23 protein-coding genes and 1 pseudogene are annotated in these 20565 nt (G+C 72.7%); 10 read left to right on the forward strand and 14 right to left on the reverse strand.

Annotated features, from left to right (window positions below):
* The first annotated feature begins 68 nt into the window (after nucleotides 1–68).
* Nucleotides 69–995: a class I SAM-dependent methyltransferase gene (locus ACFYMP_RS21790; protein ID WP_388860035.1), complete on the forward strand. Its 927-nt coding sequence runs from the start codon at nucleotides 69–71 to the stop codon at nucleotides 993–995.
* A gap of 22 nt (nucleotides 996–1017) precedes the next feature.
* Here the strand turns inward: ACFYMP_RS21790 and ACFYMP_RS21795 are convergent, their stop codons facing one another.
* Together ACFYMP_RS21795 and ACFYMP_RS21800 are read right to left on the reverse strand one after the other, a co-directional pair.
* Nucleotides 1018–2220 carry a winged helix DNA-binding domain-containing protein gene (locus tag ACFYMP_RS21795; RefSeq protein WP_388860038.1) on the reverse strand — a complete coding sequence of 401 codons (1203 nt, stop codon included), beginning with the start codon at nucleotides 2218–2220 and terminating at the stop codon, nucleotides 1018–1020.
* A 73-nt stretch (nucleotides 2221–2293) separates the two neighbouring features.
* Nucleotides 2294–3271, reverse strand: coding sequence for a hypothetical protein (locus ACFYMP_RS21800; RefSeq protein ID WP_388860041.1), 978 nt, complete (start codon nucleotides 3269–3271; stop codon nucleotides 2294–2296).
* A 437-nt stretch (nucleotides 3272–3708) separates the two neighbouring features.
* Between ACFYMP_RS21800 and ACFYMP_RS21805 the strand changes: the two genes are divergently transcribed.
* Entirely contained in the window at nucleotides 3709–4923 is a 1215-nt protein-coding gene (locus ACFYMP_RS21805) for a S8 family peptidase (protein ID WP_388860044.1), read from the forward strand.
* A gap of 25 nt (nucleotides 4924–4948) precedes the next feature.
* Here the strand turns inward: ACFYMP_RS21805 and ACFYMP_RS21810 are convergent, their stop codons facing one another.
* Both ACFYMP_RS21810 and ACFYMP_RS21815 read right to left on the reverse strand, forming a co-directional pair.
* Nucleotides 4949–5287, reverse strand: a complete 339-nt coding sequence (locus tag ACFYMP_RS21810) for an ankyrin repeat domain-containing protein (RefSeq protein ID WP_388860047.1) — start codon at nucleotides 5285–5287, stop codon at nucleotides 4949–4951.
* Between the two features lie 94 nt (nucleotides 5288–5381).
* Nucleotides 5382–6848, reverse strand: a complete 1467-nt coding sequence (locus ACFYMP_RS21815; protein ID WP_388860050.1) for an FAD-dependent monooxygenase — start codon at nucleotides 6846–6848, stop codon at nucleotides 5382–5384.
* A gap of 63 nt (nucleotides 6849–6911) precedes the next feature.
* On the opposite strand from ACFYMP_RS21815, the gene ACFYMP_RS21820 reads away from it, so the two are divergent.
* Nucleotides 6912–7556 (forward strand): TetR/AcrR family transcriptional regulator C-terminal domain-containing protein, encoded by a 645-nt coding sequence (locus ACFYMP_RS21820; protein WP_388860053.1) that lies wholly within the window; start codon nucleotides 6912–6914, stop codon nucleotides 7554–7556.
* Nucleotides 7557–7674: 118 nt separating this feature from the next.
* Here ACFYMP_RS21820 and ACFYMP_RS21825 read toward each other — a convergent pair whose 3' ends face one another.
* Nucleotides 7675–9048: an MFS transporter gene (locus ACFYMP_RS21825; RefSeq protein ID WP_388860056.1), complete on the reverse strand. Its 1374-nt coding sequence runs from the start codon at nucleotides 9046–9048 to the stop codon at nucleotides 7675–7677.
* Between the two features lie 142 nt (nucleotides 9049–9190).
* Between ACFYMP_RS21825 and ACFYMP_RS21830 the strand changes: the two genes are divergently transcribed.
* On the forward strand, nucleotides 9191–9751 hold the full coding sequence (locus ACFYMP_RS21830) for a CGNR zinc finger domain-containing protein (RefSeq protein WP_388860059.1): 561 nt from the start codon (nucleotides 9191–9193) through the stop codon (nucleotides 9749–9751).
* Between the two features lie 29 nt (nucleotides 9752–9780).
* Here the strand turns inward: ACFYMP_RS21830 and ACFYMP_RS21835 are convergent, their stop codons facing one another.
* Together ACFYMP_RS21835 and ACFYMP_RS21840 are read right to left on the reverse strand one after the other, a co-directional pair.
* Complete coding sequence (locus ACFYMP_RS21835) at nucleotides 9781–10029, reverse strand: hypothetical protein (RefSeq protein WP_388860062.1); 249 nt, start codon at nucleotides 10027–10029, stop codon at nucleotides 9781–9783.
* Complete coding sequence (locus tag ACFYMP_RS21840) at nucleotides 10022–10267, reverse strand: hypothetical protein (protein ID WP_388860065.1); 246 nt, start codon at nucleotides 10265–10267, stop codon at nucleotides 10022–10024. The genes ACFYMP_RS21835 and ACFYMP_RS21840 overlap by 8 nt, the downstream gene beginning before the upstream one ends.
* Before the next feature lie 116 nt (nucleotides 10268–10383).
* Here ACFYMP_RS21840 and ACFYMP_RS21845 point away from each other — a divergent pair, with 116 nt between their 5' ends.
* Nucleotides 10384–11280, forward strand: coding sequence for a helix-turn-helix transcriptional regulator (locus ACFYMP_RS21845; RefSeq protein WP_388860068.1), 897 nt, complete (start codon nucleotides 10384–10386; stop codon nucleotides 11278–11280).
* Nucleotides 11213–11428 carry a DUF397 domain-containing protein gene (locus tag ACFYMP_RS21850; protein WP_388860071.1) on the forward strand — a complete coding sequence of 72 codons (216 nt, stop codon included), beginning with the start codon at nucleotides 11213–11215 and terminating at the stop codon, nucleotides 11426–11428. Before ACFYMP_RS21845 ends, ACFYMP_RS21850 begins: the two co-directional genes overlap by 68 nt.
* Before the next feature lie 535 nt (nucleotides 11429–11963).
* Here the strand turns inward: ACFYMP_RS21850 and ACFYMP_RS21855 are convergent.
* The gene (locus ACFYMP_RS21855; RefSeq protein ID WP_388860074.1) at nucleotides 11964–13565 is read right to left on the reverse strand and encodes an MFS transporter; all 1602 of its coding nucleotides are present in this window, start codon (nucleotides 13563–13565) and stop codon (nucleotides 11964–11966) included.
* A 164-nt stretch (nucleotides 13566–13729) separates the two neighbouring features.
* Between ACFYMP_RS21855 and ACFYMP_RS21860 the strand changes: the two genes are divergently transcribed.
* Entirely contained in the window at nucleotides 13730–14266 is a 537-nt protein-coding gene (locus tag ACFYMP_RS21860; RefSeq protein WP_388860077.1) for a TetR/AcrR family transcriptional regulator, read from the forward strand.
* Between the two features lie 100 nt (nucleotides 14267–14366).
* Here the strand turns inward: ACFYMP_RS21860 and ACFYMP_RS21865 are convergent, their stop codons facing one another.
* Together ACFYMP_RS21865 and ACFYMP_RS21870 are read right to left on the reverse strand one after the other, a co-directional pair.
* Nucleotides 14367–15038: a hypothetical protein gene (locus ACFYMP_RS21865; protein ID WP_388860080.1), complete on the reverse strand. Its 672-nt coding sequence runs from the start codon at nucleotides 15036–15038 to the stop codon at nucleotides 14367–14369.
* Nucleotides 15039–15085: 47 nt separating this feature from the next.
* Complete coding sequence (locus tag ACFYMP_RS21870; RefSeq protein ID WP_388860082.1) at nucleotides 15086–15454, reverse strand: VOC family protein; 369 nt, start codon at nucleotides 15452–15454, stop codon at nucleotides 15086–15088.
* 63 nt (nucleotides 15455–15517) lie between these two features.
* Between ACFYMP_RS21870 and ACFYMP_RS21875 the strand changes: the two genes are divergently transcribed.
* The gene (locus tag ACFYMP_RS21875; RefSeq protein ID WP_388860085.1) at nucleotides 15518–15985 is read left to right on the forward strand and encodes a MarR family winged helix-turn-helix transcriptional regulator; all 468 of its coding nucleotides are present in this window, start codon (nucleotides 15518–15520) and stop codon (nucleotides 15983–15985) included.
* Between the two features lie 197 nt (nucleotides 15986–16182).
* Here ACFYMP_RS21875 and ACFYMP_RS21880 read toward each other — a convergent pair whose 3' ends face one another.
* Nucleotides 16183–17169, reverse strand: a complete 987-nt coding sequence (locus tag ACFYMP_RS21880) for a glycoside hydrolase family 64 protein (RefSeq protein WP_388860088.1) — start codon at nucleotides 17167–17169, stop codon at nucleotides 16183–16185.
* Between the two features lie 267 nt (nucleotides 17170–17436).
* Nucleotides 17437–18219, reverse strand: a complete 783-nt coding sequence (locus ACFYMP_RS21885) for an NAD(P)H-dependent oxidoreductase (RefSeq protein ID WP_388860091.1) — start codon at nucleotides 18217–18219, stop codon at nucleotides 17437–17439.
* A 129-nt stretch (nucleotides 18220–18348) separates the two neighbouring features.
* Here ACFYMP_RS21885 and ACFYMP_RS21890 point away from each other — a divergent pair, with 129 nt between their 5' ends.
* Nucleotides 18349–19314 carry a helix-turn-helix transcriptional regulator gene (locus tag ACFYMP_RS21890; RefSeq protein ID WP_388860094.1) on the forward strand — a complete coding sequence of 322 codons (966 nt, stop codon included), beginning with the start codon at nucleotides 18349–18351 and terminating at the stop codon, nucleotides 19312–19314.
* 104 nt (nucleotides 19315–19418) lie between these two features.
* Here ACFYMP_RS21890 and ACFYMP_RS21895 read toward each other — a convergent pair.
* Nucleotides 19419–19610: pseudogene (locus ACFYMP_RS21895) on the reverse strand (DUF4287 domain-containing protein); the annotation flags it as partial.
* 167 nt (nucleotides 19611–19777) lie between these two features.
* On the opposite strand from ACFYMP_RS21895, the gene ACFYMP_RS21900 reads away from it, so the two are divergent.
* Nucleotides 19778–19957, forward strand: coding sequence for a hypothetical protein (locus ACFYMP_RS21900; protein ID WP_388860097.1), 180 nt, complete (start codon nucleotides 19778–19780; stop codon nucleotides 19955–19957).
* Here the strand turns inward: ACFYMP_RS21900 and ACFYMP_RS21905 are convergent.
* Nucleotides 19942–20562 (reverse strand): DUF4276 family protein, encoded by a 621-nt coding sequence (locus ACFYMP_RS21905; protein ID WP_388860100.1) that lies wholly within the window; start codon nucleotides 20560–20562, stop codon nucleotides 19942–19944. The genes ACFYMP_RS21900 and ACFYMP_RS21905 overlap by 16 nt on opposite strands.
* Between the last annotated feature and the right edge of the window lie 3 nt (nucleotides 20563–20565).

The raw sequence follows: 20565 nt of genomic DNA on the forward strand, positions 1-20565 counted from the left end.
GGGACCCTCGTCTTGCCTTGTCCGCAAGCGAGCACGCGCGCGGCGCAAGGCGCGCTTACGGTGGCCGCATGTCTCCCACCGCACCCCGCCCCGAACGGCACCACGACGCCCCGCACGGCTCCCACCGGCCCGGACCCGGGAAGGAGCGCGCGCACGGCGCCGGGCACGCCCACGACCACCCCGGTCACGACTCCGGCACCCAGGCCGAGATCCTGGACCTGGACGCCGAGGTCCTGGCCGGCCACCTCGCGTCCGTCGTCGCCTGGCTGCCGCTGGCGGGCGGCCCGCGCCACGTCGTGGACCTGGGCAGCGGGACGGGCGCGGGCACCTTCGCCCTGCTCGCGCGTTTCCCCGAGGCGCGGGTCACCGCCGTGGACGCCTCGGCCGCCCACCTCCAGCGGCTGCGGGAGAAGGCGTGCGCCCAGGGCCTCGAAGACCGCGTGCGCACCGTTCAGGCGGATCTCGACACGACGTGGCCGGAGCTGGGAACGCCCGGTCTGGTGTGGGCCTCGGCCTCGCTGCACCACATGGCCGACCCGGACGCCACCCTGCGCCGCGTCCACGACTCCCTCGCCCCGGGCGGGCTCCTCGCCGTGATCGAGCTGGCCGGTTTCCCGCGTTTCCTGCCCGAGGACGCGCCGGCGGACCGGCCGGGCCTTGAGGACCGCTGCCACGCGGCGAGCGAGCGCTACCACGCCGAGCACGTCCCCCACCGGGGCGCCGACTGGGGCCCGAGGCTGACCGCCGCCGGGTTCGCCGTGGAGGGCGAGCGCACGATCGAGGTGCACGTCGAGGGCTCCCGCTCCCCCGCGATCGGCCGCTACGCCCTCAGCAGCCTGGAGCGCCTGCGTACGACGGTCGCCGGCGTGCTGTCGCCCGGGGACCTCGCCGCGCTGGACCGCCTGCTGGACCACGGCAGCCCGGACGGCCTCCTTCACCGCGACGACCTCGCGGTACGCACCGAACGCACCGTGTGGGCCGCGCGCCGGGCCTGAGCCGGCGGGGCCCGCCCCGGCGCTACCGGTCCGCCAGCTCCTCCTCCAGCCACGTGCGTCCACGGGTGCGCGGGGTGAGGCGGACCTCTCCGAGACGGGCCGCGAGCCGTTCGGCCTCCGCCTGGACGGCCTGTTCCGCCTCGCGTCCGACGTCCTCCAGGAAGCGGTACACCAACTCGCCGGTACGGTCCTGGGCCCAGCCGCCGACGATCCGGCCGTCCCACCACACGGTGGGCCCGACGTTCCCGGCACGGTCGAAGAGCCGGGGGCCGTGGGGGCCGAGGAACCAGTCCCGGCCGCTCCAGCCCATCGGGGTGGAGTCGAGCGCGGGCAGCAACGCGGCCCAGGGGGCGGGCCGTTCGACGGGGTCGAGGTCCTCGGGGAGCAGGAGCGCGGCGCCGCCCTCGACGCGGACCTCGGCGGGCGCGACCCCGGCGAGGGCGCGGGTGGTCCGCGTCTTCGTCCACCCCGTCCACCACCGCAGGTCCTCGGCGGTGCCGGGGCCGAAGACGGACAGCCAGCGGCGGGCGAGCGCCACTTCGGCGGCCCGGGGGTCGAGGCGGGGCAGCCCCTCGGGCAGCCAGTCGCCGACGGGCGCCCACCGGTACTGGTGGGAGGTCCAGGAACCGCGCGGCCGCCCGCGCACCACCCGGCCCTCGGCGGCGAGCAGGAGCAGTACGCGGCTCGCCGCCTTCTGCCGCCCCTCGTAGCTCTTTCCCGCGGACAGGACGATCTCGGTGGCGAGCCGTTCGTCGTCCCCCGCGAGTTCGGCCGCGGTCGCCTCGCCGCGCGCGGCGAGCGCGTCGAGAGCGGCGCTCTCGGCCCCGGCGAGCCAGCGCTCGACCCCGGCGGGGCTGTCCGCGACGCCCGAGGCGGCGAGGAAACCGAGGAGCTTGCGGCGCTCCTTGGCGGCGACGTCGAGCGCGCAGCCCGCGAGGAGCAGCGGCGCGTCCTCGCGGCCGGTGACGAACACCGTACGGCGCATGGCGAGCAGCCGCAGCAGCGTCCGGTCCTCGTACAGGGCCCGCTCCACGTCGGCCACCCGGCCGTCGCGCAGACGGGCCCACAGCCCGACGTACACGGAGGAGGGGTCGGTGCTGTGCACGGCGAGCAGCGAGCGGACGGCCTCCTCGGGGTGTGCGGCGCGGCCCCCCGGGGTGAGCCGGTGGCGCAGGGCGAGCCGGGAGCGGCGTTCGGCCGGGTCGATGACGCGGATCGCGGGCATGGCGGGCACGATAGCCCGCGCGGCCCCTCCCCGCCGAGCCCCCCGGGGGGCTTCGCGCCGCGGCCGGTCCCGCTCAGCGTCCGAGCCTCCCGTAGGCGGCCAGGACGCGCAGCGCGCGCAGCGTCTCGGCGGCCCGGTAGTCGTACGTCGCCGAGGGGCTGGGCGGCTCCCAGGTGAGGGCCCAGCCGCCGTCCTCCCGCTGGTCGCGCAGGAGCCGGTCGAGGTGGCCGTCGATCCGCTCCGCCGAGAACAGCGGGCGCCACGGGCTGCCGGGGGTGGGGGCGAGGTGCAGCGGGGTCACGCCGTACGCGGGGTCCTCGCCGTCGGCGCGGTAGTGCTCGGCCCCGGCGAGGGCGTCGGGGACGGCGGCGGCCAGCGCCTCGCCGCGCTCCCGGTAGCGCTCGGGGAGGTGGGCGAGCAGCACCATGACCTCGCCGACCGCGTGCGCGTCGGAGGGGAGTCCGTCCTCCTCCACCGTGTCCAGGCACCAGCCGGTCGCGCGGTGGAGCCAGTCGTGGCGCACGCCGAGCCCGTGCAGGAGCCCGGCGAGCCCGGCGGTCGGGTTGAGGCCGGGCACGAGGGTCCAGCCGGCCCAGTGGACGGCGCGCGGGTACGACTCGATGACGGGCAGGGCGAGGGAGACGGGGCCCTCGGGCGCGGCGACGGTGTCCAGCCACCCGCAGATCCGCAGGGCCTCGGCGCGCGCCGTACCGGCGACGGCGGGGTCGCTCGCGGCGAGCAGTGTCAGCGTCTGGAGCGCGACCTCGGCGTCAACCGGCAGGCTGGCCGGGCAGCGTTTGTCGGGTTCGAGGCCGTGCCCGTAACCGCCGTCCGCGTTGCGGTACCCGCTGAGCGCGGCGAGCGCGGAACCGGCCGTCTCGCCGTCGAACACCACCTCGTACAGGCGTTGTTCGAGCAGTCGCCCGTCGCGGACGAGGAAGGCGGCGGCCCGGTCGAGCACGGCGGACCCGCTGGGCCCGGTGAGGCTTCCGGTGCCCGCGGACCCGGCGGTGGCCGGATCGGGGCGGTGGTCGTGGTGGTGATCGCTCATGGGCTCAGCATGCGGCGCGCACGGGCCCGGGGTCTTGAACGTATCGGACACGGGCGCGCCCGGACCCCCCGGCGGGCGCGCGGCCGGGGGCCCGGCGCCCGGTGGAGGCCGCGCACACCGGCCCCGGGACCGGTGTGCGCGGCCCCGGGGCCCGTGTGCGGCGTGTGACGAACCGCCGTGCCCGCGCGGTCCGCGCCCGACCGCCTGTTTCCCTGTGTGACACCGCGATGGCTGTCCCATGTCATCCGGCCAACTCCCCCGAGGCGCTCTTGTGCGAGCCGGGCCACTTGGCCAGGATTCCGTCTCGGCGACACCATGAGCGGGTCAAGTTGACATGCGCATGGCATCTTTCGTGTCCCCGGTACGGACCGCGAGAGCGTCGCCCCGCACGGCCGCTCCATCCCACTGGCGCACCGTCCACAAGGAGAACCCTTCAGATGGCAGCTCAGCGATCGGCCCGGCGCACCCTCGCCGGCATCAGCGTTTCCGCGGTCACCGCTCTCACCCTCGGCACCCTGGCCGCCCTTCCCGCGACGGCCGCCCCGGCCGCGCCGGTGGGCCACATCGAGTACGCCGGCGCGTCCGACGCGATCTCCGGCAGCTATATCGTCACCCTCAAATCCGGTGCGCCGAAGGCCGGTTCGGCGGCGGGCAAGGCGCTCGCGAAGAGTTACGGCGCGAAGATCGACCGGACGTACTCGACGGCGCTCAACGGCTGGGCGGTGAACCTCGGGGAGGCGCAGGCGAAGAGACTCGCGGCCGATCCGGCGGTCGCCTCGGTCTCCCAGGACCGCACGTTCACCGCGGACGCGACCCAGACCAACCCGCCGTCCTGGGGCCTGGACCGGATCGACCAGAAGACGCTTCCGCTCAACAGGAGCTACACGTACCCGGATTCGGCGGGCCAGGGCGTCACCGCGTACATCATCGACACGGGGGTCCGCATCAGCCACCAGGACTTCGGCGGCCGGGCCTCGTACGGGTACGACGCGGTCGACAACGACAACACGGCGCAGGACGGCAACGGCCACGGCACGCACGTGGCGGCGACCGTGGCGGGCAACGCGTACGGCGTGGCGAAGAAGGCGCGGATCGTCGGCGTGCGCGTCCTGAACAACTCGGGTTCGGGGACGACGGCGCAGGTCGTGGCCGGGATCGACTGGGTGGCGCGCAACGCGGTGAAGCCGGCCGTGGCGAACATGAGCCTCGGTGGCGGCGCCAACACCTCGATCGACACGGCGGTCAGGAACGCGATCGCGGCGGGCGTCACCTTCGCGGTCGCGGCCGGGAACGAGTCGGCCAACGCGAGCACGAAGTCCCCGGCGCGGGTCTCGGAGGCCATCACGGTCGGCGCGACGACGAGCACCGACGCCAAGGCCAGCTACTCCAACTACGGTGCGGTGCTCGACCTGTTCGCCCCGGGCTCGTCGATCACCTCGGCGTGGGGCACCGGCGACACGGCGACCAACACGATCTCCGGTACGTCGATGGCGACCCCGCACGTCGCGGGCGCGGCGGCGGTCTACCTGGCCGGCCACACCTCGGCCACCCCGGCGCAGGTCTCCTCGGCCCTGGTCGCGGGCGCCTCGACCGGAGTCGTCACGAGCCCCGGTTCGGGTTCCCCCAACCGCCTGCTGAACATCGTCCCGTAAGGCACCCGGCGGACGAGGGCGGCGGTCACCTCCGGGTGGCCGCCGCCCCTTCGCCGTCCACGGCCCCGGCGGCGCGCAGGAGGTCCGCGGTGCCCGGGTACGGTCCGCGCGAGGCCCGGTACAGGGGGCAGTTGCCGCTGCCGTGGTCCGCGCGCCGGTCCGGGTCGGCGCCGTGGCCGAGCAGGACGCGCACCGTGTCCTCGTGGCCCCAGGCGCGGGCGGCGCACAGCGGGGTCGTCCCCTCCCGGTTCGCGGACTCGGCGGGCGCCCCGGCCGCGAGCAGTCGGCGCACCTCGGCGGGCTCCCCGAACACGGCGGCCGGGACGAGGCGTTGGACCAGCTTCTTTCGCGTACGGCGGTTCACGAGGGGAGAGCCCGGCCTGAGGACGAGGAGCGCGGCCGGTGCGGGCGGGGCGGCTGCCGACGGCCGGGTGGCCGACGGCAGCACGGCGTCCCGGTCAGCGGTGAGTGGCGGATGCCGCCGCGTACGCCTCGGCCCGCAGGACGTCGGCGTCGGGCTGTTCGCTCGCCCAGGCGACATGGCCGTCGGGACGGATGAGCGCGGCACGCACGGTGGACCAGGCGGGGCGCGGGTCGGGCCGGTGTGTGGTGTGCGTGACGACGTGGGGGGTGGAGGGCGGTGCCGGGGTGCCGGTGAAGTGCAGCAGGACGTGGCGGCCGGTCCGGAGCAGCGCGAAGAGGTCCGTGCTGTCCGAGAGTTCGAGGTTGGGTGCGCGGTGGCCGGTCAGGGGGTGGTGGTGTGCGGGGGCCGGGTAGGTGACGGCCAGCGCGGAGAGCCGTTCGGCCAGGCTTCGGGAGAACTCGGGGACGGTGGCGATGAGTTGGCTCAGCAGTGCGCGCAGGTCCTGGCCCTCCGCCGAGTAGGCGTTCATCAGTGCCGTCTGGGCGCGGGTGCTGAGCAGCAGGTCGGCGCCGACCGGGTGGCGTTCGGTGTGGTAGCTGTCCAGGAGTCCGGCGGGGGCGGTGCCCGCGACGGTGGCGGCCAGTTTCCAGCCGAGGTTCATGGCGTCCTGGACGCCGACGTTGAGGCCCACGCCTCCGGCCGGGTAGTGCATGTGCGCCGCGTCGCCCGCGAGGAGGACGCGGCCCCTGCGGTACTCGGCGGCCTGGCGGGTGGCGTTGCCGAACCGGGAGAGCCAGCTCGGGTCGCGCATACCGAAGTCGGTGCCGGCGATCCGGGTCACCTTGGCGCGCAGCGCGTCGAGGGTGAGTTCGCCGGGGTGGCCGGCGCCGGTGCTGTCCGGGTCGCCGCCGACGATCCGGTGGATGCCGCCCGGCATCGGGACCACCATGACGCTGCCTGTCGGGCCCGACACGGCGGACACCGCTCCCTGGGGCGGGTCGTCCAGGACGACGTCACCCAGGAAGCCCCAGGTGGTGGCGTCGTCGCCGGGAAAGTCGATGCCCGCCGCCTCGCGCACGGCGCTTCGGGTGCCGTCACAGCCGACGACGTAGGTGGCGCGCAGTGTGTACGGGCCGTCGGGGCCGGCCGCCTCGACGCTCACCCCGTCCTCGTCCTGGGCGAGTCCGGTCATCCGGTGCCCGCGCCGGATGGCGGCTCCGGTCGCCTTCGCGTGCTCCTCCAGCAGCTCCTCGGTGCGGGCCTGCGGCAGGGCGAGTGTGAAGGGGTAGGGGGTGTCGAGGGCCCCGAAGTCCATCCGGTCGTCGAGCCCGCCGAAGTGGCCGCTGGGGATGCGCCGCCCCTCCGCGAGGAAGGGCTCCTGCACGCCCCGGGTGGCCAGGACCTCCAGGGTGCGCGGGTGGAGGGTGAGGGCCTTGGAGTGGGGGTCCCGCTCACGGCGGGTTTCCAGGACGGTGACGGGCGTGCCGCCCAGCCGCAGTTCGGCGGCCAGCCACAGCCCGGTGGGGCCGCCTCCCGAGATGACGACGTGCTCGTGTTCCATGACAGCTCCTCCAGAAAGTCTTGGTCGGTGACCAAGAAGCGCCGCGTCCAGTAGACTGGGTCAGTGACCAAGAAGCAAGCGGAGGCTCTCGCCCGGACCCGGCTCGACCCCGGAACGGTGGTGCGGGCGGCCCTGGAGCTGCTGGCCGAGAAAGGCGCGGACGGGCTCTCGATCCGAGGCATCGCGGACCGGCTCGGGGTCCGGATGAACACGGTGCTCTGGCACGCCAAGACCAAGGCGCGGCTACTGGAGCTGGTGGCGGACGCGATCGTGGCCGGGGCGCCGGTGGACGGACTGCCCGAGCCCTGGGAGCCACGGGTCCGCGAACTGTTCCACCGCTACCGCCGCGCCCTGCTGGCCCACCGGGACGGGGCCAGGATCGTGGCCGGTACGTACGCCGCCGAACCCGCCACACTCCGCTTCGCCGACCTGATGACCGAGGCGCTGCTGGCCGGCGGGCTGACGGAGCGCGAGGCGGTCTGGACCGGCTGGAGCCTTGTCTACTTCACCCTGGGGCTGACCCAGGAGGAACAGGCGCTTCCTGACGTGCGGGGCCCGGCGTTCGTACGACGGCTGGACTCGGGCGAGTACCCCTCCCTCTCCCGGGCCGCCCCCTACTTCGAGGACACCTCCTTCGACGAGCGCTTCGACTACGGGCTCTCCCGCATCCTGGGGACGCCCTTGCCGCAGCCGGACCGAAGGCGCTGACCGCGATCCGGTCGGCGCGGGCCGGAGTACGGTGCCGGGTCCGGGGACCGGCCGGGACGAGACCTCCGGCCGCCGGCGGTTCGGTGACCGTGGACGTCGACGGCGGCCCCGCCCCGGCTCACGGGTCGCGCCGGTCGCCGAACGCCTCCGCCAGCGCGGGCCGGGTCAGGGCCTTCAGGAAGAGGGGAACGGTCAGGGCGACCGACCCCGCGAAGACGGCGAAGGCGGCCCGCAGCCCGAGCCCTTCGGCGAGCACCCCCATGAGGCCCGCGCCCAGCGGCATGGCCCCCCAGCTGAACAGGCGGCTGACGGCCCCGAACCGGCCGAGCAGTCCGTCCGGTACGAGGCGTTGCGCCAGGGTCCGGGAGTTCACCGTCCACAGGGTGCCGCCCATGCCGCCCAGGAAGGCGGCGACGGCCACCGCCCGCAGGTCGGCCGTCAGCGCGGGTACGGCCATCATCGCGAAGGTGCCGACGAGGTCGGCGAACATGACCCGGCGGCGGCCGAAGAAGCGGTTGAGCCAGGTCACCACCAGCGCACCGGCCAGTCCGCCGACGCCCAGGGCGCTCAGCAGGAGGCCGTACTCCCGTGAGTCCAGGTGCATCACGGAGGTCGCGAACAGCGGCATCAGCGCGAGCCAGGCGCCCCAGCACGCGCACAGGACGGTCAGGACGAGCGCCGTCGCGCGCAGCACCGGGTGACGCCACAGGAGGCGCAGGCCGTCGGCGATCTGCGCCCGGACGGTCTCCGGGACGGCCCGCGCCGCGCCCTCCCCCGTGTCCTGCCGGATCGCGCGGAAGCGGCCGACGAGCAGGAGGACGACGAAGGAGGAGGCCAGGTACGCCAGCCAGGTCGCGCCGAGGGCGAGTCCGGTCCCGGCCGCGAGCAGGAGGCCGCCGACGAAGGGCCCGGCGAACTCGTTGCACACCGTTTCGGCGCCCGTGATCCAGGTGTTGGCCCGTTCCCTGCCCTCGGGCGGGGTCAGGGCCGGGATCAGGGCCGAGGCCGAGGTCAGGGCGAGGACTTCGGCGAGACCCAGCACCGTACCGGCGACGCACAGCACCGGGACGGTGACGGCCCCGGCGCCCGCGAGCGCGATCAGCGCGCCGAGCGCGAGCAGCCGCAGCGCGTCGGCCCCCCACAGCAGCCGCCGCCGGTCCGCGCGGTCCACCAGGACCCCGACGTGCAGGGCGGCCAGCAGCCAGGGCAGGGACAGCGTGAGCGAGACCGCCGAGATCTGGGCCGGTGAGGCGGAGACCCGGGTGGCCATGAGGGGCAGGGCGATCTTGGTGACGCCGTCCGCGAGGTTGGTGAGCGCGGTGAAGACGAGGAGGACGACGGTGTTGCGCGTGCCGTGGCGCGCGGCGGGGTGCGTCGCCGTGCCGGGCGCGGAGGCTTCCGGCGGGGCGGTTTCCGGCGGGGTGGTTTCCGGCGGGGTGGTCACGAGCGCGACCGGAGCCGCTTTCCCGGTACCGGCGTGGCGCTCACCCATCAGTCTCCCCTAACCGTCTATCGGCTTAAGCCGGTTAACCCGGCGCGTCGAGTCTGGCACGGGGAGGCATCCGTCCGCTACCCGGTGAAGCGGATAGCCGGTTAGCCGGTGTAGCCTGGGCCCCCTTCGCAGGAGGTGGCACATGCCCGACGCACCGGCGTCCGCGCGGCTTGTCGAGGCGTTCGCCAACACGGTGGACGTCGAGGAGGGCACCGACGACCTGGACACGGCCCGCAAGCTCGACGCCTGGCTGCGCGGACAGGGGCTCCTGCGGGGCGGCGAGCGGGTCGGCGCGCGCGACCACGCCCTGGGTTTGCGTGTGCGCGCCGGTATCCGCGAGGAACTGGGCGCTCACGTCGGCGACGCCCCGGACCGCTCGCTGTTGAGCGACGCGGCCGAGGCGCTGCGCGAACTCCCCCTCGTCGTCACCACCGGGGGCGGGGGCGGGGGCGCCGGGGTGCTCGCCCCCGCCCCGGGCCTGACGGCGGCCAGGAGGGCCCTCGCGTCACTCGCCGTCGCGTGGGGCGAGTTGGCCCTCACCGGCGAGGCCACCCGGCTCAAGCGCTGCTCGGAACACGCCTGCGCCTGGGTCTTCTGGGACACCTCGAAGAACCGCAGCCGCCGCTGGTGCTCGATGCGGGTGTGCGGCAACCGGGCCAAGGCCCGCCGCTACGCGGCCCGCCGGGCCACCGAGGCGCCGTAGCGAGGCCGAAGTGGGCGGGGGCGGGCCCCTCAGCCCCTCCCCTGCCGTGACCTCCGGTTCACGACGGCGAGCCGGGCGCTCAGGATCTCCGCCCGCTCTATGGCGACGATCCGCCCGGGGTCGGCGTCCCACTCGCGGCCGCCGCCGAGCGGCCGGAGCTGGGTGTACGGACCGACCTGGCCCATGACCACCCCGACCCGCCCGTTCGCCTCGTCCCGTACGACCTCGCCGGGGCGCGGCGGACGAGACGACCCGGCGGGTACCGCCTGTTCACTCACGGCCGGCCTCCTCCGCTGTGGCGAGCGCGCGGGCGAGGTCCCGTGCGACGGCCGGGGTGACGCGGCCGAGTTCGACCAGGGGCCGCGCGGGATCGGTGGCCAGCGAGGACGGGTCGAGCCCGAGCGAGGGCAGCGTCACCCCGCGAGCCCGCAGGGCCAGCCGCAGGTCGTCCCTCGCCTCACGCGCCTCGGTGACCCGATCGAACCAGATGGAGGTGGATACGTCGTCGTTCTTCATGGGGACCTTCACTCGGTGGAGGGGATTCGGTGGTTCTGTCCTCACATCCTCGGCGCCGAGCCCTACGCTCCGAAGGAATTGACGTCCCAACCGAATGCCAGGGAAGAGGAGTTGCGATGCCGGCTCGGCCCACCGAACTGACCCCGGACCGTTCCGCGCGACACATGTTCGGCGCCGAGATGAGGAGGTTGCGCGAGGCGGCCGGGATGTCGCTGGAGAGCCTGGGCGCGATCATCAGGTACAGCAAGAGTTCGCTGGCCCGCTACGAGACGGCGGAGTCGATGATCCCACCGGATCTCCCGGCGCTCCTGGACGCGGCATTCGGGACATCGGACGGGTGGTTCGGGAAGCTTTACACGCTGGCGCGCAAGGAGTTCCATCCGGACCAGTTCCGCAGAATGGTGGAGCTGGAGGCCCGTGCGAGCCTGATCCAGCAGTACAACGGGCTCATCGTGCCCGGTCTTGTGCAGACCGAGGCGTACGCGCGGGCGCAGTTCAGGGTCCACAATCCACGCTTCACGGAACATGACATCGATGAGCTGGTTACAGCGCGATTGAGTCGGCAGGCCCTTTTGACGCAGGACCCGCCGCCGGATCTCTACGTAATCATTGACCAGGCGGTTCTACTGCATTCCTACGGCGGTCCGGAGGTCATGCGCGAGCAGCTTGCCCGTCTGGCGGATCTGACTTGCACGGCCACGACGATCCTTCAGGTCCTCCCATTCACGCACGGGGGACATCCCTTGGCCGGAGGCTCACTCAAACTGCTCACTCTCGACGACGGGTCTCGTGTCGCCTACGAGGAAAGCATCACGACCGGGACCTTGCTGGAGGATACGCATGTCGTCAAAGCGCATCAGCGGTCATACGATCTAGTCAGGGCCTACGCCTTGTCCCCCAAGGACTCGGCGACGCTGATCCGCTCCACGATGGAGGAACTCCCCCATGAGCACCACCCCGGACTACACCCGCGTGGACTGGATCAAGTCCACCTACAGCGGGAACGGCGGTGACAGTTGCCTGGAGTGGGCCCCCTCCGTAGCCCGCGCAGCGACCACCGTTCCGGTCCGGGACAGCAAGGTGCCGGAGGGGCCGGTTCTCCGCTTCGGTCCCGGCGCCTTCTCCGCTCTCGTCAACTGGGCCCGTGGGGAGGGGTCCTGACCTGAGGCATCCGCCCCCGCCCTGGCGCACGGTCGGGTGACGGGAAACCTCGCGCGGCTCGGGTCGCGGGCCGGTCGCTCCGTCACCGTGACCGGCCCCGGGTCCCTGTTCCCGTACGGGGTAACCAGCGGCCTCCTGGTCCCCCTCGCCTTCGCCGGCGGTTCCGCCGTAGCCGTCCGTCTGGAGGAGCCCGTCCCGGAGGCCGAGGCCGTCACGCCCGGCGTCAACTCCGCCCCCGTAGCTCCCCTTTGGTCCGGACGCGTGGGGGAGGACGGCGCCGGTAGGCCGGTGCTGTCACTGATCCCTTCTTCCAGCCCTGTCGCGCCCTGCCGAACCGTCCCGCGCCGAACAGGTCGCGCGGAATACGCGGAGGAGCGGGCGTCGTCCGCCTCGCGCCGCCCGAGCCGGTCACGGCCCCCGTGCGGGGGCAGGCCGTGAGCGGTCACCGAGGACAGGCGTTCCCGTCTCGATCAGCGGGGCGGCACGGTCGCACACCGGCTCTCCCGCGCGGAGCCAGCCGTACCGGCCGTCCCGGTCACCGCGAGGCGCGCTCCGCGCGTGTCCCGTGCTTGCCCCCGTCCCCGCCGTGGTCCCTGTCCTGGTCCCCGCCGATCCGAGCGGGCAGCCAGAACACTCCGAGGACGATCCCGGCCACGAGCAGGCCGACGGCGACGGAGGAGGTGGACTGGAGCGCGTCGGTGAACGCGTGCGTCGCCTCCTCGCGGAGGTGGGGGACGGCCTGGAGAAGCCCCGGGTCGCCGCTGCGCGCGGCGGATTCGAGGGCGGTGGCGGTCGCGCCGAGGGAGTCCTGTGCCTCTTCCGGCAGCGGGGGCGTCCACGGGGAGAGGGCGCCGGTTATCCCGCTGTGGTAGCGGGTCGCGTAGACCGACCCGAGGACGGCTACGCCCAGGGCGCCGCCGATCTGGCGGATCGCGTTGTTGGCGGCGGCCCCGGCACCGGCCTTTCCGGGCTCGACCACGGCCATGACCAGCGGGGTCGTGGTGGCCATGACCGAGCCGATGCCCACACCGGCGAGCAGGAGCGCCACCTCGATCACGGGCAGCGGCGTACGGGCGTCGAGGAAGTACAGGATGACGAACGCGACCGTGAGGGACCCGAGCCCCAGCAACACGGTGAACCGGGGCCCGCGGACGCGGGTCAGGGCGTTCGCGGCGAGGGCCGCGGCGACGCTGCCGACGGCGACCGGCAGGAGGACGAGGCCGAACTGAAGGGTGGAGTCGCCCCGGATCAGGAGGCTGTAGAAGACGAGCAGGTAGGTGCCGCCGGTGACGGTGAAGAACGCCAGCGCCATGCTCAGGGTCCCGGAGACGAAGGCCCGGTTGCGGAACAGCGACACGTCGATGGTGGGCTCGGCGCGGCGCCGCTCCACGAGGACGAACAGTCCGAGGATCACGAGTCCGGCGACGACGAGGCCGGTCGTGTCCCACGCCCACCAGCCGGTCTCCCCGCCACGGATCACCCCGAAGACGAGGGTCGCGGCACCCGCGACCGACAGGAGGATGCCGGGCACGTCGAGGCGCCGTCGGGTGGCCGCCCTCGACTCGGGCAGCGCCCACAGCGCGAGCGCCCCGGCGAGGACCACGACCGGCACGTTGACGAGGAACACCGACCCCCACCAGAACCGCTCAAGCAGCAGACCTCCGACGAGCGGGCCGAAAGCCACCGAAGAGCCGCCGATGGCCGACCAGACCCCCATCGCGCGGCCCTGCCGTCCGGCCGGGAAGGTGTCGCGGATGATCGACAGCGTCGCCGGGGGCACGACCGCGCCGCCCAGGCCCATGACCGCGCGCCACAGGATGAGCTGGTCGGGGGAGGACGAGAAGGCGGAGAGCGCCGAGGAGGCACCGAAGACGGCCAGCCCGGTGAGCAGGACGCGTTTGCGCCCGTACCGGTCGGCGAGTATCCCGGCCGGGAACATGAGCGCGGCGTAGATCAGGATGTAGGAGTCCACGGCCCACTGGAGCTGCGAGTTGGACGCGTCCAACTGCTCCTGGACCGCCCGCAGGGCGACGTTGACGATGGTGTTGTCCATCATCACCACCAGCAGGAACACACCCAGCAGGGCGAGGACGAGCCCCGTTCCGCGCGGGGCGGCGGTAGACGGTTCTTGCTTCACGTTGCGCTCCTCGATCTCCGGATGGCGGCCGCGACCGGCAGCCGCTCCCGCTCCCGCTCCCGCTCGCCCACTGGCTCGCTGGCTCACTGACTCGTTCACTCACTTACTGAGTGCTCGCTAAGTTAGCGTAACAAGCTGAGCGGCTGGTCGCTAAGATGGGGAACATGGCTCGATCGAACGCGGAGGACCGGCGGGCCCAGGTGATCGACGCGGCGATCGCGCTGTTCGCACACGCCGGGTACGAGGGCACCAGGACGAGCGCCATCGCGGCGCGGGTCGGGGTCTCGCAGCCGTACCTGTTCCAGCTCTTCCCGACGAAGAAGGCGATCTTCATCGCCGCCTGGCGGGCGGCCTGCGGCCGGATCGTCGAGGCCCTGACGGCGGCGGTCGCCCAGACCCCCCGGGAACAGCGGCTGCCCGTGCTCGCCAAGGCTTACGACGAGCTGGTCACCACCGATCGCGACCTGCTCACGATCCAGATCCACGCCTGGAGCGCCTCGGCCTCGGACACCGACATCGCCGAGGCGACCCGGGCGGGCATCGAACGGCTGCGGGAGTCCGCGATCGAGCAACTCGGCATCTCCGCCGACCAGTCGACCCGCCTGCTCGCCGACATGGCGTTCTACAACATCAGCGTCGGCGTCGCGATCCGCCACCCCGGGGAGTGCACGGTGACGCACCTCCTCCAGCAGCGCGGCTGACGGCGCCGGGGCCGTCCGCGCGCCCGGCGGGACCGGGTGCCTGAGACGGAGGCGCGAGGGGCCCCGGCATCCGGCGGCGCGCCCGCTCCGGCCCCCCTCCTCACCCTCTCGCGGGACGCCTCCCCTGCCGCGTCCCCAGCCCCAGCTCCCCGACCGGGGCGGCGACGTGGCCGCGAGCGCCCGCACACCACCACACGGCGACGTCCTCCCGGGTGTCGGCGTGCAGGCCCGTGCCGTGCTCGCCGCAGACCGGCCAGACGCGCCAGGTCCGCTTCATGAGGTCCTCCTGCACGAGTGCGGCGACCGCCGCCACCTCGGCCGCGAAGGAGACCCCGGCTTCCGGCCGGAGCCCCCCGTCGCCGGCCAGGACACGCCCGTCGGCGAGTTCGACGCCCGCCGACACCGGCCAGAAGTCCTCCAGGAGCACCAGGCGCGGTTCACCGGTGACCCCGGCGGTGGGCAGGTCCCGCGCGAGGACGCCCAGCGCCTCCCGCAGGACCGTGAGCCGCTCCGGGGCCAGGTCGAAGCCCGGTTCGAACCCGCTCTCCTCCAGAATCCGCCGCGCGAGCCCGTCCGTCTCCGCGACGGACACCCGCGCGGGGTCCCGCTCCACGGCCTCCCGCACCGCCTCGCCCGGGTGCCCCCAGTCCAGCAGTACGCAGGCCAGCTCCACCACGTCGCGCGGGGCCGGGTGCCCCTGCCGCAGACCGAGGTAGACGCGCTCGGAGAGGCGCTCGACCGTCCGCGTGGCGGCCATCAGCTCAGCGTCCATGCCGCCAGTGTGCTGGTACATCACCGACGGGGGTGCGGCGGGGCGGCTCAGGCGCGGTCGTGGAGGGTGACCCGGTAGCCGTCGGGGTCGGCGAAGGTGAAGGTCCGGCCGAAGGGGCCGTCGACCGGCGCGGAGACGATGGTGTGGCCGTCGGCGGCGAGCGCGTCGTGGAGGGCCTGGACGTCGGTGGCGTGGAGCCAGACCGCGACACCGAGGCCGGGCTGGGCGACGGACGCGAGATCGGTGCCGGGAACGATGTCGCGCAGCGCGAACGCGATCGGCTCGGTCTCGAAGACGACGGCGTGCGGAGGTCCGGCCTGCGAGCGGACGAGGCCGAGGTACCGCTCGTAGAACGCCCGCGAGGCGTCGAGGTCGCGTACCTGGAGCGAGATGAAGTCCGGGCCGGTGGCGGGCATGGTGATACTCCTTCGCGTCGTGTCAGATTCCTGACACGCCTCACCGTATGTCAGACTTCTGACATGAGTCAAAAGGGTGCCGGCGTCGACCTGGACACATCTCCGGGCTACCTGCTGAAAGAGGTTTCGAGCGCCCTGCGCGCCGCCATGGAGGAGGTGCTGCGGCCACTCGGGATGAGCGTGACGCACTACTCCTGCCTCGAACTGCTGGCCCAGCGGCCGGGCTTGTCGAACTCGGAGCTGGCGCGCGGCGCGTTCGTGACCAGGCAGTCGATGAACGTGCTGCTCCAGGCGCTGGAACGGGACGGCTACGTGACCAGGCCGGCACAGGCGCCCGTCGGGAAGGCCCTCCCCGCGCGGCTCACACCGCGCGGCCGGAAGAGCCTGGAGAAGGCGACCGTGGCGGTCCGGTCCGTCGAGGCCAGGATGGTGTCCGGCCTGACCGGGGCGGAGCAGGCGGACGCGTTCCGCGCCCTGAAGAGCATGGCGCGCGCCCTGCGCGACGGCGGCGGCGGCGACGACGGCGCGTAGCCCGTTTCCCGGCCGGCCCGGTTCTCGTACGGCCGCCGCCGGGGGGCGGGTACCGAGGGGCGGGTACCGAGGGGCGGTCTCCTCAGGACGGGGGCGCGCCGCCGACACCGGAACGGCGGGCACGGTCCTCGCCGGGAGACCGTGCCCGCCGCGTGCGTGCGCGCCGGATGCCCGTGGCGGGCGTCAGGGGTGAGCCGTCACCAGCCGACGGCGACTTCGAGCCACTGCGGGTCGCCGTGCGAGACGAACGAGGACTGGCCCGCGTAGTCGTCGTACGGGAAGCCGTAGGCGAGGTTGTTGATGGAGTGGTCGTGCCAGAACTTGGCGTAGTAGTTCGCCGGGGCGTCCTTGTAGTACAGCTCCGGCTTCGACCAGTCGGCCTCCGGCAGCCCCGCGACGTGGCGGTTGAGCGCGGAGCACTTCCCCGGCTCGGCGGCCAGGACGCCCGCGCAGCCGGTGATGTCCGACGTGGGGGCGTCGATCCCGACCGACTTCGCGTAGTCGCTCAGGTAGTTGGCGTACTTCCCGCCCGCCCGGAAGTCCGGGTGGCTGCCCGGGGCCGGGATGCGGGTGTCGTCGTCCGCGAGTGCCTTGAACTCGGTGGGCACCTCGTCCCGGAACTTCTGGAAGGTGGCCGCCCGGTCCTCCTGGAAGGTCTGGTAGTCCTCCCCGACCTGCACGTCGTACCCGTCGTGGGCGTGCAGCCGCATCGCCAGCTTCACGGCGAACGCGTCGACGCGGGTGGTGTTGCCGTTGAAGACGTCGTCCCCGACGGTGAACTCGATGAAGTCGGAGTACTTGCCGTCCGGTGCGCCCAGATGGAAGTACATCCGGCCCGCGGAGTTCGCGGGCATGTCCAGGTAGGGCTGCTCCGCGATCGAGTGCGTCTCGTTGTTGAACGTCCAGTAGACCTGATCGTCCGGGTACTTCCCGTTCGTCTTGTTGAGGATCTTCACAGTGAGAACGTTCTTCGCCTCGGGGATGCTGCTGGTGTCTCCCCAGAACGAGTCCGGCGGCTGCTCACCGGCGGCGAGGCGGGTCGCGGGGGCGGCGGGAGCGCCCGAAGCGTGGGCCGCGGGCGTGCCCGTGGTCATCGCGCCCGTCACCATGAGCGCGGCGGCGGCGGTGGCCAGCAGATACGCGGGACGGCGGCGGTGGAACACGGATGCTGCTGTGGGGGGCATGGTTCCTCCCTGGCTCGGGTCGGGGGGCGGACTTCTGGGGTCACCGGCCAGGTGGCGGCCCCGTCCGTTCTGCGGAAGCACACGCGAGCGCCCGCCGGTCTGGTGGGGGTGGGAGCGCTCCTCTCGCCAGCGTTGTGTGCATTACATGTTCTTGTCAAGATGCGGTAACCATATGGATGTTGGAGGTGTGGGGCGGGGTCGGCCGGGGGGGGGTGGGACGGCGGGGGCGGGCCGGCTCCGCGTGCCCGAAGGCTGTCCGGCGTCCCGTCAGTCGCGGCGGGGGTCCCGGCCTTCGACATGCAGGGCGAACCCGGTGGTGCCGGGCAGTTCCCGGCCGGGTACCAGTTCCGAGCCGTCCGGGTGCGTCAGGCCGGTGTAGTCCCCGCCGGACTCGGGGCGGTACGGGATCGGGGCGTCGCTGAAGACGGTGGCGAGCCGCCGCCGGTAGCGCTCGACGATCCCGGCGTACCGCCGCTCGTCCAGGTGCACGGCGCTGTGCTCGGCGAACGGCGGCAGTACGTCGAACCCGGTGAAGTGCAGGACGCCGTGGTGGAGGGGGAACAGCAGGTCGTCGAGGGGGCCGTTGACCCCCCGCGCGGTGTAGTGCCCCGCCCTGCCGCCCACCGTGGTGGCCACCAGGGCGCGTCTACCGGCGAAGGGGCCCGCGCCGTAACGCGGTGTCCCCGCGCCGTACGCGAAGTCGTAGGTGAACACCCGGTCGATCCAGCCCTTGAGGATCGCGGGCACGGTGAACCACCACAGCGGGAAATGGAGGACGACCAGATCGGCGTCGAGCACCTTGCGCTGTTCGGCGCGGACGTCCGGCGAGAGCCGGCCGGAGCGGTAGGCCTCCCCGGAGGCGTGCATGAAGTCCGGTCCCGTGATGCCGTCGAAGTCGGTGAAACCGGCCGCCGCCTGCCACTCCATGGCGTACAGGTCGGAGACCACGACCTCGTGGCCCTGGTCGCGCAGGGCGCTGACGGCGACGTCCTTGAGGGAGGCGGTCAGCGAGTTCGGGTCGGGGTGCGCGTGGACGATCAGTACGTTCATGCCGGTGATCCTGCGCCCGGTGCGGGAGGCCGGCCAGAGACCGCTTGTCCCCCGGCCACGTTTTCCTGGGTCTGACAGGACCACCCTGGCCACGGCCCGCGCGGATGGCCCGCGCGCATACTGAAGCGCATGGACGACCTCGGCGCTCCTCGCGACCTCGGTGACCTCGGTGACCTCGGTGACCTCGGTGACCTCGGCGCTCCTCACGCCTCCGGCGACCTGGGCGACCTGGGCGACCTGGGCGACCTGGGCGACCTGGGGACGTTCCTCCAGTCGCGCCGGGCGCGGGTGACGCCGGAGTCGGTGGGCGTCGTCAGCGGCGGCCGGCGCCGGGTGGCCGGTCTGCGGCGCGAGGAGCTGGCGCAGCTCGCCGGTGTCAGCGTCGACTACTACACCCGGCTCGAACAGGGCCGGGCGAACCAGCCCTCGGCGCAGGTGCTCGACGCGCTGTCGCGGGCGCTGCGACTCGACGCGGTGGCCCGTGAACACCTGCACAAGCTGGCCGGACGGCGCAGGCGCCCACCACGGCCGGCCCGGTACCCGGCGACGGTACGGCCGCACCTGCGGCAGCTCCTCGACAGCATGCCGGACCACCCGGCGATGATCCTCAACCACCGGACCGACGTCCTGGCGTACAACCGGATGGCCGACCTCCTGTACTGGGATCTTGGCCAAGTCCCGCCCGGGGAGCGCAATCTGGCCAGGATGATCTTCCTGGACGCCGGCCGCCTCGGCCTGTACGCCGATCACCCTTCCTGCACGGCCGACACCGTGGCCCACCTGCGTCACGCCGCGGGCGAGTTCCCTGACGACCCGGAACTCGCCTCACTCATCGGGGAGTTGTCCATCGGCAGCCGCCGGTTCAGCGGGCTGTGGGCCGCCGCCGAGGTCCGTGTGCGCGGGCACGGACCCCTGCGTTTCCGCCACCCGATGCTCGGCCTGATCACCCTGCACCAGGAGCGTTTCACCCTGCCGGACGGTTCCGGCCAGGAGCTGATCACCCTGACCCCGGAACCGGGCGGCGCGGACGCGGACAGTCTGCGGCTGCTCGCCAACCTGGGCGCCGGGGGCAGTACGGGGGCGGTGGTTCCGTAGGCCCCGGGCCCTCCGGCCCCCGGCCTGCCGTCCCACCGCCTCTTGAGGCCGGCCCGCGCCCTCCGTCCCCCGCGCGGTTCCGGCCGCCCTACTTCCCCTCCGCGAGTGTGTGCGACCACCGCGTTGGCGTGGCCGTGGCCCAGGCCGTGCTCGGCCTTCAGCCAGGCGACGAGTTCCCCGTGCCTCGTCAGCGGCGAGGAGCGGACGAGTCCCTTCCACTCCGCGACCGGCCTGCCGTACTTCTTCCCGATGGGGGGAAAGTAGCTCGCGGGCCCCTTGCCGGTGGCGGTGCTCATGGAGAGGTGTCCTTCCGGTCGCTGGTTACTGGTGATACGACCGGGGAGGAAGAGAAAGTCATCGGTGGCGCAGGGGGAACGCACCACCGGCCCACCCCCCGCTTCGCCGGCCCACCGGACCGGCACCTCACCACGGCACACCACGACACGACAGGACGGCATCCGCCATGACGACCGACATCGGCGCCTTCGCCCAGGGGATCTTCGGCCAGGAATACACAGCAGAAGCAGTCCTGGCTGACCGATCAACTCACAGACTTCGCATCGCCGTAGGCCGCCAGAAAAAATCCCATAGCATGCACATTGGGGCGCTCGTGATTGGTGTCGCTTCTCAAATAAGCCCCTGAAGAGCCTGACAGAAGTGCAAAAAACTGGTCGAATTATTGTTCTTTGGATTCATGTACGGGGCCACAGTTCGAGCCAGCTCCATCTTACGAAGACCTCCCGGAAAATACCCACTTCCCTGGAGGAGTCTTTCCATCCTCTCCCAGGTCCCACCCTTGATTTCATCAGGCTCCCGGTAGATGGATTTCTTCTCGAACGCCCTGGGTAGCTTCGGGTAAGCGGCACGCAACGCCTCCGGATCACCGAACATCCACGCTTCGATCTCTTCGCAAGCAATCCGAACCTTGACATGCCCTCCCGAGACCGCTTTTGCACCCTCAAGATATTCCAACCCCTTAACAGAATTAACTATCCCGACGAGTCGGGTCTTCAATTCCATGCAATCGTCATCGTCGCGATCCAGCAGAATGAGACAACGACAGTCACCTTCCGCCGCCCAGCTCCCGTATCCCGCGAGACGCTGAGGGAGTTTTCGCAGCATGTCATGCTTGCCTTGAAAAACGCGAGTTGCGAAATTCACTCCCTCTTGCGCAGACGGCACCACTACCGGCGCGAGCTTCTGAACGAGAATCTCTGCACTCGGTTCCTCCAGGAGAATCTCAAGCACCAG

The organism is Streptomyces sp. NPDC007088 (genome assembly GCF_042869355.1).
Taxonomy (GTDB): Bacteria; Actinomycetota; Actinomycetes; order Streptomycetales; family Streptomycetaceae; genus Streptomyces.

Excerpts from the sequence above, each read along its gene's own strand:
- ACFYMP_RS21790 (WP_388860035.1), top strand. The coding sequence starts at position 69 with ATGTCTCCCACCGCACCCCGCCCCGAACGGCACCACGACGCCCCGCAC.
- ACFYMP_RS21795 (WP_388860038.1), bottom strand. The coding sequence starts at position 2,220 with ATGCCCGCGATCCGCGTCATCGACCCGGCCGAACGCCGCTCCCGGCTC.
- ACFYMP_RS21800 (WP_388860041.1), bottom strand. The coding sequence starts at position 3,271 with ATGAGCGATCACCACCACGACCACCGCCCCGATCCGGCCACCGCCGGG.
- ACFYMP_RS21805 (WP_388860044.1), top strand. The coding sequence starts at position 3,709 with ATGGCAGCTCAGCGATCGGCCCGGCGCACCCTCGCCGGCATCAGCGTT.
- ACFYMP_RS21815 (WP_388860050.1), bottom strand. The coding sequence starts at position 6,848 with ATGGAACACGAGCACGTCGTCATCTCGGGAGGCGGCCCCACCGGGCTG.
- ACFYMP_RS21825 (WP_388860056.1), bottom strand. The coding sequence starts at position 9,048 with ATGGGTGAGCGCCACGCCGGTACCGGGAAAGCGGCTCCGGTCGCGCTC.
- ACFYMP_RS21830 (WP_388860059.1), top strand. The coding sequence starts at position 9,191 with ATGCCCGACGCACCGGCGTCCGCGCGGCTTGTCGAGGCGTTCGCCAAC.
- ACFYMP_RS21840 (WP_388860065.1), bottom strand. The coding sequence starts at position 10,267 with ATGAAGAACGACGACGTATCCACCTCCATCTGGTTCGATCGGGTCACC.
- ACFYMP_RS21845 (WP_388860068.1), top strand. The coding sequence starts at position 10,384 with ATGCCGGCTCGGCCCACCGAACTGACCCCGGACCGTTCCGCGCGACAC.
- ACFYMP_RS21850 (WP_388860071.1), top strand. The coding sequence starts at position 11,213 with ATGAGCACCACCCCGGACTACACCCGCGTGGACTGGATCAAGTCCACC.
- ACFYMP_RS21860 (WP_388860077.1), top strand. The coding sequence starts at position 13,730 with ATGGCTCGATCGAACGCGGAGGACCGGCGGGCCCAGGTGATCGACGCG.
- ACFYMP_RS21865 (WP_388860080.1), bottom strand. The coding sequence starts at position 15,038 with ATGGACGCTGAGCTGATGGCCGCCACGCGGACGGTCGAGCGCCTCTCC.
- ACFYMP_RS21870 (WP_388860082.1), bottom strand. The coding sequence starts at position 15,454 with ATGCCCGCCACCGGCCCGGACTTCATCTCGCTCCAGGTACGCGACCTC.
- ACFYMP_RS21875 (WP_388860085.1), top strand. The coding sequence starts at position 15,518 with ATGAGTCAAAAGGGTGCCGGCGTCGACCTGGACACATCTCCGGGCTAC.
- ACFYMP_RS21880 (WP_388860088.1), bottom strand. The coding sequence starts at position 17,169 with ATGCCCCCCACAGCAGCATCCGTGTTCCACCGCCGCCGTCCCGCGTAT.
- ACFYMP_RS21885 (WP_388860091.1), bottom strand. The coding sequence starts at position 18,219 with ATGAACGTACTGATCGTCCACGCGCACCCCGACCCGAACTCGCTGACC.
- ACFYMP_RS21890 (WP_388860094.1), top strand. The coding sequence starts at position 18,349 with ATGGACGACCTCGGCGCTCCTCGCGACCTCGGTGACCTCGGTGACCTC.
- ACFYMP_RS21900 (WP_388860097.1), top strand. The coding sequence starts at position 19,778 with ATGACGACCGACATCGGCGCCTTCGCCCAGGGGATCTTCGGCCAGGAA.